This window comes from Haloarcula sp. CBA1129, assembly GCF_008729015.1.
Classification (GTDB): domain Archaea; phylum Halobacteriota; class Halobacteria; order Halobacteriales; family Haloarculaceae; genus Haloarcula.
In genome coordinates this window covers 2,037,998-2,051,775 of record NZ_RKSM01000001.1, presented here as the reverse complement: position 1 = coordinate 2,051,775, position 13,778 = coordinate 2,037,998, and the positions used below count along the sequence as shown (strand labels likewise).

Below are 13,778 nucleotides of genomic sequence, written 5' to 3'. Positions count from 1 at the left end.
ACTCCCGCGCACACTCGGGTATGACCGAGAGAGGGCCACTGGCCGCCGTCTCACCGCTCGACGGCCGATACGCCCGCTACACCGAACCGCTCGTCCCGTACGCCAGCGAGCGGGCGCTGATGCGCGCCCGCGTCGAAGTGGAAGTCGAGTATCTCATCGCGCTCGCGGACCTCGACGCCACGCCGCTGTCTATCGACGACGGCCAGCGCGCGACGCTCCGGGCGCTGTACGAGGCGTTCGACGACGAGGACGCGAGCGTCGTCAAGCAACTGGAGACAGAGGGCTACGGCGAGTACGCGGCGACCAACCACGACGTGAAGGCCATCGAGTACTTCATCCGGCTGGGCATGCCCGAGGACCTCGACGCCGACAACTGGATTCACTTCGGGCTGACCAGCGAGGACGTGAACAACCTCGCCCAGCGGCTGCTCGTCAAGCCCGCCGCCGAAGAGGTGCTGGTGCCCGAACTCCGCGAGATTCGGGATACGCTGGTGGAGATGGCTCACACCTACGCCGACGTGCCGATGCTCGCCCGCACCCACGGCCAGCCCGCGACGCCGACGACGTTCGGCAAGGAAATGGCCGTCTACGCCTCGCGGCTGGGTCAGGCCATCACGCGGGTCGAGCGCGCCGCCGAAGACCTCTCCGGAAAGCTCGCTGGCGCGTCGGGAACCTACGCGGCCCACGTCGCCGCCTACCCCGACGTGGACTGGCCGGCGTTCTCGGCGTCGTTCGTCGCCGACCTCGGGTTGGACCACGAACCGCTGACGACACAAGTCAACCCCTGTGACGACCTCGCGGTCCTGTTCGACGCGCTGCGGGGCGCGAACAACATCCTTCTGGACCTCGATCTGGACGTGTGGCTCTACGTCTCGGACCGCTATCTCGGGCAGGAGGCCGTCGAGGGCGAGACGGGCTCCTCGACGATGCCCCACAAGGTCAACCCAATCGACTTCGAGAACAGCGAGGGGAACCTCTCGAAGGCGAATGCCGACCTCCGATTCCTCGGCGACTACGTCACGAACTCCCGGCTCCAGCGGGACCTCTCGGACTCGACGGTCAAGCGCAACATCGGGGCCGCGTTCGCCCACTGTCTCATCGGCTACGGCAAGTGCCAGAACGGGCTGGCGAAAGTCGTCCCCAACGAGCAGGTGATGCGCGATGACCTGACCGCGACGCCGGAAATCATCGGTGAAGCCGTCCAGACCATCCTCCGGCGCGAGGGGTACGCCGACGCCTACGAGCAGGTGAAGAAGGCGACGCGGGGCCGCGAGGTCACTATCGAGGACTTCCACGATATGTTCGCCGACCTCGACGTAAGCGACGAGGTGCGGGCCGAACTGGAAGCGTTGACGCCGACCGGGTACACGGGAATTGCGGAGCAGCAGGCCGACGATATCTGAGGGTGTTGCCCCGCCAGTGCCGTCTTCGGATCGACGGACCACCGCGGCGAACACAACTATCAGGGGCGTGGCCGCCTTCGTAGCCGGTAGATGGTCCTCGGAACTGATTCGCGAGTCCTGACGCTTGCGTTCGCTAGGATGGCAGACGCGCTCGGGAACTCGTTTCTCATCATTGTTCTCCCTCTGTACATCGCCAGCGGACAGGTGTCGCTTGCCGGTATCGTCGGCGAACAGGTACTCGGCTTCACGCTTCAGACGGAGACGCTTATCGGACTGGTGCTCTCTCTGTTTGGCCTGTTGAACAGTTTCGGGCAGCCCTTCACCGGGCGGCTCTCGGACCGGACCGGCAAGCGCCGGATTTTCGTCCTCACCGGACTGGTGTTGTTCGCTATCGGGAGCGCGGCCTACCCGTTCCTCTCCTCGTACTGGACGGTCCTCGCTGCACGGGCGTTTCAGGGACTCGGTGCGGCCTTTACGATTCCGGCGACGGTGGCGCTGGTCAACGACTACGCGGCGAGCGACGCCGAGCGCGGCGGGAACTTCGGCGTGTTCAACACCTTCCGGCTCATCGGCTTCGGCTTCGGGCCGATAATCGCCGGTGTCGTCATCACCGGCGGACTCTCCGCGAACGACGTGGTGACCTACCGGTTCGCCGGCATCGCGATATCCGGCTTCACCGCCGCCTTCGCCGTCGCCGTGCTGGGCGCTGTCGTGAGCTTCGCCCTCGTGTGGGCGCTGATTCAGGACCCGCCGCTCGATGCCGAGGCGGGCAAAGACCTCTCGATAGCGATTCTGGACCGGAGAGGGAAGGGGCTGGACCCGGTGTTCGTCCTCGGCGTCGGCACGTTCATGATGGCGACCACCATCGCGCTGTTTGCCACGCTCGAAGGCCCGATTCGAATGCGATTGGACGAGTCGACGCTGTTTTTCAGCGTCCAGTTTGCCGCCGTCGTCATCGCGAACGTCGTCTTTCAGGTGCCTATCGGTCGAGCGAGCGACCGCTTCGGCCGGCGACCGTTCATCGTCGCCGGGTTCGTCATCCTCGTCCCGTCGGTGTTCGTACAGGGTATCGTGACAGGCCCGTGGCTCATGCTTCTGGCGCGGTTCATTCAGGGCATCGCCGTCGCGCTCGTGTTCGCTCCATCGCTCGCACTCGCCGGTGATCTGGCCGGCGCGAGAGGGTCCGGGACGACGCTGTCTGTCCTGACAATGGCGTTCGGTCTCGGCGTCGCTATCGGGCCGCTGGCGTCGGGCCTGCTGTACAACGTCGGCTCGTTCAGTACGCCCTTTACTGCCGGTGCCGCGCTCGCGTTTGTCGGACTCGTTCTAACCTATACACAGGTCGAGGAGACGCTGAACCTCGGGCAAGAACCGGAGCAGCCAGTGCCCCAAGACTGAATCGGGGCCGCAGTCGGCTGCTCGGTCAGCACGCCACGGATGCCACTAACCGGAATAATTAGGATGTGTGACTCCATATAGTGGTATATGTTCACAGACCGCTCGGATGCGGCGCAACAGCTTGTAGCCGCGCTGCGCCGGCGGGATGTCGTCGCCGATGTCGTCGTCACGCTCGCACCGAACGGCATCCCCGTCGGCAACGTGGTCGCCGACGCGACCGGACTCCCGATGGATGTCATCGTCATACAACGTATACGGGCACCGAACCACCCGGAGTTGACTATCGGGGCCGTCGCGCCGGGCGGCTTTTCGTGGATCAACAGCCCGATGATGCGGTTTCTGGACGTGAACTGGGAGTACGTACAGGAGGCGAAGACGCATGCGAGCGACACTGTTGAGACGCGAGCCGTCGACTACGGCGAGACATGGGGGCCGCTCGACGTGGCTGGCAAACGGGTCCTGCTTGTCGACGACGGGATACCGACGGGCGCGGCGATGCGCGTCGCGACACAGCGCCTGCGGAAGGCGGGTGCCGACGATGTCGTCGCTGCCGCCCCCGTCGCACCACCGGACGTACTCGAGGAGGTACAGCGGTGGGCCGACGACGTCGTCGTCCCGCTGAAACCGGCGGCGTTTCAGGCCACCGCGGATTATTACGAGGAGTTCGAGAGCGTGACAGACGAGGAAGCGACGACGGCACTGTCTGATCTCGTCCGGCGACGGTCTGCGTAGGTCGTGATGTGCCGACTCAGACCAGCCGTTCGACCGTCTCTCGCACGGCTCGTGCAGCGGTCCGCACTTCCGGGAGACGGACGTACTCGCGTTTCGAGTGGGCGATGGCACCTATTTCGTCGCTCAGATCACCGGGGCCGAATACCACGGTCGGCCCGTTGCTCGCGAAATACGAAGCTTCCGTTGCGGCCCCGAACTGTCGAACCCCGCCGCCGCTTGCTTCCTGCAGCGTGCGGACCAGCGCCGCGTCGGTGTCGGTCGCGAACGCCTCGGGGAACGGCGTGTCCGGGCGGATGAGGTCCACAGAGAGTTCCATCGAGTCCGGGAGCCACTGTTCGAGGTGGGCCTGCAGGTCGGCACAGAACGACTCGCTGGTCTCCGGGGGGACGCTCCGGCGGTCGAACGTGATGGTGCACTGCGCCGGGACCTGATTGGTCGCCTCGCCGCCCTCTACCATCGACGGGGTGAGAATGGGGTGCCCAAGCGTCTCGTGTTCGCCGGGGCCTTTCTTTTCATCATAGCTTTCCATCGCCTGTAAGACCGGCGCGGCGGCCCGAATCGCGTTGTGACCGCTGCCGGGGTCGGCGGCGTGGGCGCTCTCGCCGTGGATGGTGACGGTTCCCTCGAACTGGCCGCGGGCGGCCGTACAGACGTCGAGGCCGGTCGGCTCGCCGACGATGTACCCGTCGGCGTCGATAGTGTCCGCGAGATGTGCGCCGCCGGTCTGTGTCGTCTCCTCGTCGGTAGAAATCGCCAGCGTGACCCGGCCGTTGTCGGGCGTCACGGTGAGGAACGCATCGAGAAGCGCCGCGAGCGGGCCTTTCGCGTCACAGGCACCGCGGCCACAGACGATGTCACCCTCTCCGTCGCCGCCGGTGCCATCGACAGCCTCGTCCACCCCCGGCGGCTCCGTTCGCCGCTCGTAGGGTAGATGTGGCGGGACAGTGTCGATGTGCGTGTTGAGCAGGATGTGGGTCCCGTCGTCATCGCCGCGTGACACGACGACATTGCCGAGGTCGTCTATCTCCGGGTATTCGCCGGCATCTTCGAGCGTGTCGACCAGTAGCGAGCGCATCTCGTCGACGCTCTCATGAGAGGGCGTCTCGACGGCCTGCCGGTGGAACGAGGGAATGTCGAACGCCATTACTGTTCCATACGGGTCACGTCCGCCAGCGTCTCGCGTTCCCGGACGACTCTCGTCTCGCCGCCCTCGAAGGCAACTTCGGCGGGCCGTGGCTGGGAGTGGAACTGATTCGCCAGTTCGTAGCCGTACGCGCCGGCGTTGCCGATGGCAAGCAGGTCGGTCCGCTCTGGCCGAGCGATAGGCCGGTCCGTGCAGAACACGTCGGCGCTCGTACAGCAGGGGCCGCCGACAGAGACGGGTTCGGCCTCGCGGTCCGGCGCGGTGACGTTCCGAATCGGGTGATATGAGCCGAACATCGCCGGTCGGATGAGCGTCGCTAGCGAGGCGTCGACACCAACGACTGTCGCTGCCGGCGTCTCCTTGACGGTGTTGACCTCTGTGAGGATACACTCGGCGTCAGCGACGACGTAGCGGCCGGGTTCGAGTTTGATCTGCGCGTCAAGGTCCCCGACCGCCTCGCGGACCTTCTCACCGACGATTTCCATATCCAGCGGCTCGACGTCCTCCCGGTACGGGACACCGAAGCCACCGCCGAAATCGACAAAGTCGAGGGCCGCGCCGTCGGCGATGACCTCCCGGCCCATGTCGGCCACCTTGGCGATGGCCCGGCAGTGGTCGTCTAAGTCGTCGTGGAGGACGCCGCTGCCGGCGTGGGCGTGGAGGCCGACGAGATCGAAGCGCTCGCGCACGTCGGCCGCGACTTCGGGTACTTCGTCGTAGGGGATACCGAACTTGGCGTCTTTGCCTGTCGCTACTTTCTCGTGGTGGCCCGTCCCGATGCCGGGATTGATTCGGATGGCGACCCGGCCATCGTAGCCCCGCTCTTCGAGGCGGTCAAAGGTGTCTCGCGCACCTGCTGTAATCGTCAGTCCGGGATTCTCGGCGGCCAGTTCGACGGCGTAATCGAGGTCGTGTTCGGGCGGATTGACGGCCGTATACTGGAGCGTGTTCGGATCTGCGCCGGCGTCGATGGCCCGCTGGAGTTCTCCCCAAGCCGCACATTCGATGTCGGCCCCAGTCTCCAGTAGCTTCGAGAGGACGGCCTGACCGGTGTGGGCCTTCGCGGCATACATGACGTGGGCATCAGGAAACGCCGCGGCGAATCGCTCGTAGTTCTCGGCGACGCGGCCGAGGTCAACGACGTACAGCGGCGTGCCGTGCTCGGCAGCCACCGCTTCGAGGCGTTCATGGTCCCAGTCCGCGAGGCGGCGGACTGGCGGCGAATCGTGGCTCATTGAGGAAACCACAGCGTCGGTGGCTAACAAGGGTTCCGCTTCAGGCCACTCGGGGAGGCGCTACCCCTCCGTTGGGACCGTCTCCATCGCGAGTCGCTCCCGGGACAGCGCGTATGTCGAACCCAGTAGCAGTCCGTACACCAGATGCGCCACGCCGACCGAGAGAATGACGAGGAAACTCCCGAGCATTCCCGGCAGCGGCACCAGCGGCTCCGGGAACGACTGGACGCCGAGCATATTCATCGAGAGCGGCAACAGAAGACCGGTCGAAACGAGCCCGATAGCGGCTGCGTACACGACCCCTGCGGCTACGCTCTCCGCCACGGAGGCTGTCTGCTCCCGCAGAATCGGCCGGGAGACGATGACCGCGAACACCAACCCGGCGACGGCGCTGTTCACTAGGTGAACGACCCACCCGCCGACGACTGTGGGCCACCCGTACAGCGCTCCGACGAACGGCATGAGGTTCGCCCCCGCGTGGAAGACGATTCCCATCCCGATGCCGGCGACAAGTCCACTCATCGCTCCAGTGACCCATTTGAACCGTATCAGATTCGCAACGCGAGTGCTGACGTGTTGCTGGCTCATGCGAACATATTTGACCCATGGTACCAAATACCAGCCGATAGTGTACTGCCGGTAATGTGGCCTTACATGTTCGCTGGCTGTGAGAATCAGGCATCAGTGTTTGTCTGAGGGGATGTCGAGCCGGCGGTTTTCGTTCGAAAACACTGCCTGCCGCTGCTCGCGGGTCACTCCGTTCCCGCTCGCGTATCGAGATTCTTCGCGTCGCTCAGAATCTCGCTACTCCACGGCTCACGACGTTCGCCGTTCCGTCGAGGAAGCTTCCCTCTGGTCGCTTCCTCGCTACTCCCGAAGCGCGTCTTCTCTCTCAGTCGCTTCCAGTGTCTCCTCCTCCACGTCGGTCGCCACGACGGCGGGCTTGTACGCGCCGCCGGGGATGAGGTCGTTCTCGCCGACCGAGGAATCGACGAACCGCTGGAACGCGCGCCGCTCCGGTGGCAGCTCGCCGTACAGCACCTCATCTTCCACGAGGTCGTACACCGGAATCCGCGGCGTCAGAAGCGTGTTCTCGCCCACAATCGACCCTTCGCCGACGACGAACCCGCTGGTGACGCGACAGCCAGCGCCCAGTGACACCTCGTCCTCGACGATGACCGGCGCGCTCTCGACCGGTTCGAGGACGCCGCCGATGAGCGTGTTCGCGCCGAGCTTGACGTTCTCGCCGATCTGGGCGCAGGAGCCGACGGTGTCACAGGAATCGACGAGCGTTCCGTCGCCGACATAGGCCCCGATGTTGACGAAGGAGGGCGACATCATGATGCAGTCCTCACCGAGGTATGCGCCCCGGCGGATGGTCGTGCCGTCCGGCGTGTTTCGTGTGCCGCGCTCGCCGAGGTCCGCTGTCTCTCGGAGCGGGAGCACGTCGTGGTAGTCGACGCCGCCGTACTCGCGAGCGCCGGTCTCGCGCAGGCCGAAGTTCAGGAGAATACCCTGCTTGACCCAAGCGTTTGCCTCCCACTCACCGCCGGACTTCTCCGCGGCGCGGACCTCGCCGGCTTCCAGTGCCGCGAGGAATTCATCAAGCACTGCACGGTGATCATCGGTCGCATCAGTCGCTGACAGGCCGTCCTGTTTCAGTTGCCAGAGGTCGTCGATATCGGCTTTGAGGCTCATACTACTCGGTTGCGATGCCGGGGGCTTACCTATCGGGGTTTCGGGACGGGTATGCTACCATATCACATTCTTCGAATGCCGTTCTTTCAGTCGGACCCGCGTCCGGGAATGTACCCGCATTCCTGACACATACTGATGCGTGGCGTCGTCACTTCGAATTCACTGGCACACCGCGGGCAGTCGGCCGCTGGCAGTTGTACGCGTTGGTTCGTAGCCATACACGGTATTCGATAATTCTAATATATAAGGCTAACCGTAATATCAAGAGAAGTATTCGAGTGTGTATTATGACATACTAGTTTTCAGGGACTGTCCATCTCACAGAGGGTGGCTTCTCAGCTCCGCTGTCCAGACGAGAAATCAGCGACTTCGCCACGTGGCTGACACACTCTCTGTGGTGCTTGCTCTCTCCTTCTCAGGCGTCCACTACGTCGCCAAACTCGTACCAGCCGGCGTCACGGCCGACGAGCCACGTCGCTGCATCGAGTGCACCGGCGGCGAACACGCCGCGGTCCTCGGCCCGATGGGAGAGCGAGAGGACTTCGTCGTTGCCGGCCAGCACGAGTTCGTGTTCGCCGCGAATGTCGCCGGCGCGGCGGGCGAACACGCCGATTTCGTCGTCTTCGCGCGGGGCGTGCCCTTCCCGGCCGTACACCGGCTCCACGTCGCGCTCTTCCTGAATCACGTTGAGGATACTATTGGCCGTCCCCGACGGGGCGTCGACCTTGCGGTTGTGGTGGGTCTCCATCAGTTCGAGGTCGTAGTCATCAAGCGTACCGACCGCCTCGCTGACGAGGCGCTGGAGGACCTGAATCCCCTGCGAGAAATTCGTTGCTTTCAACAGCGGAATCTCCTCGCTGGCGGCGCTTAGACGAGCCATCCCGTCCTCGTCGAAGCCGGTGGTCCCGACGACCATCGGGACGCCCGTCTCGACGCAGGCCTCGACGACGGCCAGCGTCCCTTCGGGAACGGCGAAGTCGATCACGACGTCGACATCGTACTCCCGGAGCGCTGCGGCGGCGTCCGTCGGATGGACGACCGGGACGCCGTCGACCGCGTCCGTGTCGCTCGTGGCGAAACCGACCACGACTTCGCTGTCGGTGGCGGCCTCGATGACGGCGCCACCCATCTGGCCGGTGACCCCGTTGACCGCCACCCGCGTCATCGCTCGGCCTCCGCGTACTCGTCTTCCAAGTCCTCGGTTTCGAGGGACGCCAGCACGTCGCGCAGATGGTCGAGGTGCTCGTCGGAGAGCCGTGTCAGCGGCGAGCGGAGATGTGCCGGGCCGTAGCCCCGGATTCGCATGGCTTCCTTGACCGGGATGGGGTTGGTCTCGACGAACATCGCGCGGAACAGTGGGCCGAGTTCGTGGTGAATCGCTCGCGCTCGCTCGAAGTCGCCGGACAGCGCCGCACCGACCATCGCGCAGGTGCGCTCCGGTTCAATGTTGGCTGAGACGGAGATACAGCCGGTTCCACCGACCGACAGCATCGGCAGCGTCATCCCGTCGTCGCCGGACAGCACCGCGAAGTCCTCGTCCCGGGTACGTTCGATGATCTCTGAAATCTGGTTCATGTCGCCGCTTGCGGCCTTGTAGGCACGGATGTTCGGGTGTGTCGCGAGTTCGGCCGCGGTATCCGGTTCGATGTTCTGGCCCGTTCGCGAGGGGACGTTGTACACTATCTGTGGCAGGTCGACGGCGTCAGCCAGCGTCGTGTAGTGGTCGATGAACCCCTGCTGTTCGGGCTTGTTGTAGTACGGCGAGATGAGCAACAGGGCGTCAGCGCCGGCGTCGGCGGAGCGCCGGGATAGCTCCAGTGCTTCCTTGGTGTTGTTCGACCCTGAGCCGGCGATAACCGGCACGTCGTCGACAGCATCGATGACCGCCTCGACGACCTCGATGTGTTCATCGTGTGAGAGCGTCGCCGACTCGCCGGTCGAGCCGACGGGAACAAGCCCGTCCACACCAGCGGATTCGAGCCGCTGGGCGTCTTCTCGGAGCGTTTCGAAGTCAATACTGCCGTCCTGATCGAACGGCGTGCACATCGCTGGGAACACGCCGCGGAAGTCGATATCTGTCATTGCTGTGTCTGTTATGTTGTTGGGTGGGGTGTCCGGTCTGTCGATACCTGAAAAGGCGGCCCGGGACGGGGTCGCTACGCCCGCAACGAGCCATCAGAAAGACTGCTTGCGTTTTGCTTTCGAGACGACGCGCTGGCTAGCGGTCAGCGGTCCCGGCGAAGTCGTGGCGCGTCGTCGCATATCTATTTGATCAACTGTGAGGGACTTATCGCTTGCGCTCTTGTCCGACGGTGCGTCCGGTGTAGACACCGGCTCAGCGACTGATCGACCGTGTGAGTGTAACGACAAACAGCGCAATGGTGAATCCGCCGATGAACGCTTCGATGGCAATAACGAAGCTCAGTAGTGTCCCAGCCGCCTCGGGAAGCCCAAGGATTATCGAAACGAAACTGACGATACTGAAAATGACGAACCCGAGCGGTCTCGTGTAGGTGATCGGGGCATCGAACCGCTCGCCGGAGACGTCGTGGCTGTACCCACACGTAGCCGTCATGATACACTCACGTCGCTCTGGACTCCGAGCACGACAACAAATACTCGGTGACGTTTACACCATCACGTCTGGCAGTGTTCTCGCTGAGGACGGACTGGCTGCCAGTCTGACACGCTCGGGCCGTTCTCCAAACCCCGAAAACCTATCCCAGTCCGGGAGAAAAATCAGGGTATGACTGTCTCACATCCGGGACAACGCGTGGCCGTACTGGCCGACGCGCAAAACCTCTATCACACTGCCCGGAGTCTTTACTCGCGAAACATCGACTACGAGGCACTACTGCAAGAGGCCGTTGACGACCGTGAACTGACCCGCGCTATCGCCTACGTCATCCGCGCGGATTCGCCAGAGGAAGAGTCGTTTTTCGAAGCGCTCGTCGACATCGGCTTCGAGACGCGCATCAAGGACATCAAGACATTTCAGGACGGATCGAAGAAGGCCGACTGGGATGTCGGGATGAGTCTCGATGCGGTCTCGCTGGCGAATCACGTCGATACGGTGGTGCTCTGTACCGGCGACGGCGACTTCGCTCGTGTGTGTCGCTATCTCCGCCACGAGGGCTGTCGCGTCGAGGCGATGGGCTTCGAGGAGTCGTCCTCCGAAGACCTCAAAGCGGCCGTTGACGGGTTTATCGACATGAGCGACGACTCCGATCGATTCCTGCTATAGCCGACCCAGTGTGTGGGCGGTCACACCGTCGCTGTGCCAATCACGAACATAGCTTCCTGCGGTTCGACGGGCTCACCGCTCCTTGTTTCTGGGTTGCCATCGAAGGAAAAGACTCTCTCAGCGATTAGACCGGACGACCGTCTTCTGACGTTCCAACGAGGAGGGCCCCGGCGGCCAACCCCAGTGCAGCTAGCGCTCCGGCAGCGGCCGGGATGCCGATGTTGATTGCCCCTGTACCAAGGATGAGTACAGTGCTTATCACCAGCAGCGCAGCGCCCAGAATAACTTTTCGCGTGTCTGTAGCCATATCACCAGTCACTTGGAAGTCATCCGGTATAAATTTCCCCAAAACCGACGGGGAAAGTATGTTACAAGGAAGCAATGACCATAGTCTCCGGAGAGACACCGCCGCTCCGGCCCGGTAGAACGATCTCTCGGGCCCACCTGCATAACTGAAGCAGCACATACATCCCCTCGTAGTGCCCTCCACCAGTTGGGTCACAGAGACGGCGTGTTGCCATGTGTTGAGGAGTGTCGGACACCCTCGCGACTGCTCGTCACGGAACAGGCGCGAGACGGAGACCCACCGCAGTTCTAGATGACGTGGTCGGATCTCTGACCGCGGATCGGATACAGAGGCACACGCCCCGTGGACTCGGGCCGGGGCGACTGACGGAGCGAACCAACGGCATTCCGGTTCGGGATTCCGTCACCCATAGGGCCGGACCGTTGATTCCGGAACGGATTGGGGGAGTGGCATTCACCATCGCCACACGATTTCGGCCGGCCGTGGTTCGGGCAGCCACAGTCGGACCTACGATTCGTTTCAGCGTGTTTCGGACGGCAGGACGGACAGACCGAAAGGCGGTTTATCACCCGGCATCGAACAGGAGCAATGAGTGACAACGAGCTCCGCGGGCTCCGTCGTGCGGCCGACTACCAGTTCGGCGGTGGTGGCGGGACTGCGCTGTTTGCAGGTCCTGACGCCCTCGATGTAACACATACCAGTTCCGGCCGTCCGCGGCAGATCCATACCACGGACGGCCGCGTCGCCACGTACGGTGACGACGGACGTTTTCGACTCGGGCTTGCCGGCGGGAACCGACTCCTCGATGCGTTCGACGCGTCGCGACACCGCGTTGTCGTCGGCGACGAGAGCGAGCCGTTCATCCGCGAGGGCCGCAACGCCTTCGCGAAGTTCGTCCAGTCCGCCGACAGCGAACTCCGCCCGGGCGACGAAGCCCTCGTCGTCCACGAGGACGGCTATCTGCTCGCCGTCGGCCGCGCGGAACTGCCCGGCAGCGGTATGGACGACTTCGAGACGGGCATGGCCGTGAAGGTTCGACAGGGCGCTGAGGACTGACAGAAAGCACTTATCGCTTCCTCCGAGACGAGCGATACGCACCGCCGAACGCTTCTCGCTGCGATTGCCCTCTTTCCAATCGCGGGCTGTTCCGCTCCCGGTGGTGACGCCTCGACAGCGAGGGAAGCGTCGACGCCCACCGCCACGACATCACAAGGAGCGACAACCCCGACGGTGACACCGCCCCCAGACGACCCGATTCTGTTCGTCGTCCACAACCCCACGGACAGCGAACTGACTGTCACGATCACCCTTACGCACGATGGGACCGCGCTGGTTGATGAGACGGTGACGCTGGCGGCCGACGAAGCCGTGGAGTACGACCCAGACATCCACGCGCCCGGGGAGTACACGCTAACCGTCGCTGTCGACGGCGGCCTGACGCGGACCAGTGACCTCAGTATCGAACGGTTCGACGTTGGGGCGGGGTCGAACCACTACGTAGAAATTTACCCGGACGAGATCCAGATATTCTGGGAGGAGTAGTCACAGCACCAGTCCGGACTGCAAGAGCCAGACTAACACTGTTACCGTCACCGCACTGGCGACGGTCGTCAGGAACACCGTCGCGCTGACGAGTTCGCTCGGCGAGTCTGCTCCGGCCCCGTGACTGAACGCGCCGACGAGGATGATGGTCGTCACGCCGGTCGGCGTCGCAAGCAGCAGGACGACCACTCGCGCGACCGTCTGGTTCTGGAAGCCGACCGCGAGCACCGCGGCGAACGCGAGCACTGGGGCCAACAGGAGCTTCATCACGCTGGCGATACTGACCGACCGGAAATCGCTGTTCCCGTCGACGTTCGATAGCTGGATGCCGAGGATGAGCAACATTACCGGAATCGAGGCGTTGCCCAGCAGTTCGAGCGTCTGCATCACCGTCGAGTCCACGGGCGGCACCGCGCCAAGCCAGCGAAGGCCGAGCGCGGCGACGACGGCGTAGACGAGGGGAACACCGAACACGCGGCGCATATCAGCGAGCGGGCTGCCGCCGCTGCCTCGGGCGGCGATGTAGATCCCGAGCGTGTAGAGCAACACGCCCTGCAACGCGGTCACGAGAACGGCCGTACTGCGCCCTGTCGCACCGAAGGCGAAATCAGCCAGCGGAATACCGTAGTTGCCCGTGTTCGGGAAGATAGAGACGAGGACGAACGCACCGAGAATCGGTTCCGAGTGCCCCGTGAGGCGACCGACGCCCTCCGCGATGAGGAGCATCGCCGCGGTGAACAGGACGACGGCGAGAACGACGCTCAAAATCGTGTCGCCGGCCAGCGTCGACGTGGTCAGGCTGTGGACGACGAGCGCGGGCGCGAGGACGTACACCGTGATGGTGTTGAGCGCGTCGGGGTCGGTGCCTTTCACCCGACCGAGCGCGAAGCCGGCCACAGCCACGACGACGACTGGAAGGATCGCCGTGGCGAAGATGGACAGCAGTGACACGGCGGGAATGGTCGGGCGAGCCTTAGAATCGTTACGAAGCTGTGGGAGCGTGCCGGTTTCGGCCCCACGACCCGCCCGTTCCGCGCCAAGCGTCGGCCCGAGCCCGGGTCGCTACGCTTTTCTG

The 13,778-nt window shown here is 64.0% G+C and carries 16 protein-coding genes; 6 read left to right on the top strand and 10 right to left on the bottom strand.

Going from position 1 to position 13,778, the window contains the following annotated elements:
- Positions 1-20: 20 nt before the first annotated feature.
- The 3 genes from purB (at position 21) to Har1129_RS10280 (ending at position 3,533) form a co-directional block, all read left to right on the top strand.
- Positions 21-1,403, top strand: a complete 1,383-nt coding sequence (gene purB / locus Har1129_RS10290) for an adenylosuccinate lyase (protein WP_151100566.1) — start codon at positions 21-23, stop codon at positions 1,401-1,403.
- A 90-nt stretch (positions 1,404-1,493) separates the two neighbouring features.
- Complete coding sequence (locus tag Har1129_RS10285) at positions 1,494-2,801, top strand: MFS transporter (RefSeq protein ID WP_151100565.1); 1,308 nt, start codon at positions 1,494-1,496, stop codon at positions 2,799-2,801.
- Between the two features lie 87 nt (positions 2,802-2,888).
- Positions 2,889-3,533 (top strand): phosphoribosyltransferase, encoded by a 645-nt coding sequence (locus Har1129_RS10280; RefSeq protein WP_151100564.1) that lies wholly within the window; start codon positions 2,889-2,891, stop codon positions 3,531-3,533.
- Between the two features lie 16 nt (positions 3,534-3,549).
- On the opposite strand, the gene Har1129_RS10275 is transcribed toward Har1129_RS10280, so the two are convergent.
- From Har1129_RS10275 to Har1129_RS10245, 8 genes are all read right to left on the bottom strand, one after another.
- The gene (locus Har1129_RS10275; RefSeq protein ID WP_151100563.1) at positions 3,550-4,677 is read right to left on the bottom strand and encodes a M20 family metallopeptidase; all 1,128 of its coding nucleotides are present in this window, start codon (positions 4,675-4,677) and stop codon (positions 3,550-3,552) included.
- On the bottom strand, positions 4,677-5,912 hold the full coding sequence (lysA, locus tag Har1129_RS10270) for a diaminopimelate decarboxylase (protein WP_151100562.1): 1,236 nt from the start codon (positions 5,910-5,912) through the stop codon (positions 4,677-4,679). Before lysA ends, Har1129_RS10275 begins: the two co-directional genes overlap by 1 nt.
- Positions 5,913-5,972: 60 nt before the next feature.
- Positions 5,973-6,434: a hypothetical protein gene (locus Har1129_RS10265; protein WP_225307798.1), complete on the bottom strand. Its 462-nt coding sequence runs from the start codon at positions 6,432-6,434 to the stop codon at positions 5,973-5,975.
- A gap of 345 nt (positions 6,435-6,779) precedes the next feature.
- Positions 6,780-7,610 (bottom strand): 2,3,4,5-tetrahydropyridine-2,6-dicarboxylate N-succinyltransferase, encoded by an 831-nt coding sequence (locus Har1129_RS10260; RefSeq protein WP_151100560.1) that lies wholly within the window; start codon positions 7,608-7,610, stop codon positions 6,780-6,782.
- Between the two features lie 86 nt (positions 7,611-7,696).
- The gene (locus Har1129_RS21205) at positions 7,697-7,828 is read right to left on the bottom strand and encodes a hypothetical protein (RefSeq protein ID WP_255518343.1); all 132 of its coding nucleotides are present in this window, start codon (positions 7,826-7,828) and stop codon (positions 7,697-7,699) included.
- 197 nt (positions 7,829-8,025) lie between these two features.
- The gene (gene dapB, locus Har1129_RS10255; RefSeq protein WP_151100559.1) at positions 8,026-8,775 is read right to left on the bottom strand and encodes a 4-hydroxy-tetrahydrodipicolinate reductase; all 750 of its coding nucleotides are present in this window, start codon (positions 8,773-8,775) and stop codon (positions 8,026-8,028) included.
- Entirely contained in the window at positions 8,772-9,692 is a 921-nt protein-coding gene (gene dapA, locus Har1129_RS10250) for a 4-hydroxy-tetrahydrodipicolinate synthase (protein ID WP_151100558.1), read from the bottom strand. Before dapA ends, dapB begins: the two co-directional genes overlap by 4 nt.
- A gap of 253 nt (positions 9,693-9,945) precedes the next feature.
- A complete protein-coding gene (locus Har1129_RS10245; protein ID WP_151100557.1) occupies positions 9,946-10,185 on the bottom strand; it encodes a hypothetical protein in 240 nt (79 codons plus the stop codon).
- Positions 10,186-10,356: 171 nt separating this feature from the next.
- Between Har1129_RS10245 and Har1129_RS10240 the strand changes: the two genes are divergently transcribed.
- Positions 10,357-10,854 (top strand): NYN domain-containing protein, encoded by a 498-nt coding sequence (locus Har1129_RS10240; protein ID WP_151100556.1) that lies wholly within the window; start codon positions 10,357-10,359, stop codon positions 10,852-10,854.
- Positions 10,855-10,978: 124 nt separating this feature from the next.
- Here the strand turns inward: Har1129_RS10240 and Har1129_RS10235 are convergent, their stop codons facing one another.
- On the bottom strand, positions 10,979-11,161 hold the full coding sequence (locus Har1129_RS10235) for a hypothetical protein (protein ID WP_151100555.1): 183 nt from the start codon (positions 11,159-11,161) through the stop codon (positions 10,979-10,981).
- A 588-nt stretch (positions 11,162-11,749) separates the two neighbouring features.
- On the opposite strand from Har1129_RS10235, the gene Har1129_RS10230 reads away from it, so the two are divergent.
- Together Har1129_RS10230 and Har1129_RS10225 are read left to right on the top strand one after the other, a co-directional pair.
- The gene (locus Har1129_RS10230) at positions 11,750-12,217 is read left to right on the top strand and encodes a PUA domain-containing protein (RefSeq protein ID WP_151100554.1); all 468 of its coding nucleotides are present in this window, start codon (positions 11,750-11,752) and stop codon (positions 12,215-12,217) included.
- 174 nt (positions 12,218-12,391) lie between these two features.
- Positions 12,392-12,703, top strand: coding sequence for a hypothetical protein (locus tag Har1129_RS10225; protein ID WP_225307797.1), 312 nt, complete (start codon positions 12,392-12,394; stop codon positions 12,701-12,703).
- Here the strand turns inward: Har1129_RS10225 and Har1129_RS10220 are convergent, their stop codons facing one another.
- Positions 12,704-13,654, bottom strand: a complete 951-nt coding sequence (locus Har1129_RS10220; RefSeq protein WP_151100552.1) for an AEC family transporter — start codon at positions 13,652-13,654, stop codon at positions 12,704-12,706.
- Positions 13,655-13,778: the final 124 nt, after the last annotated feature.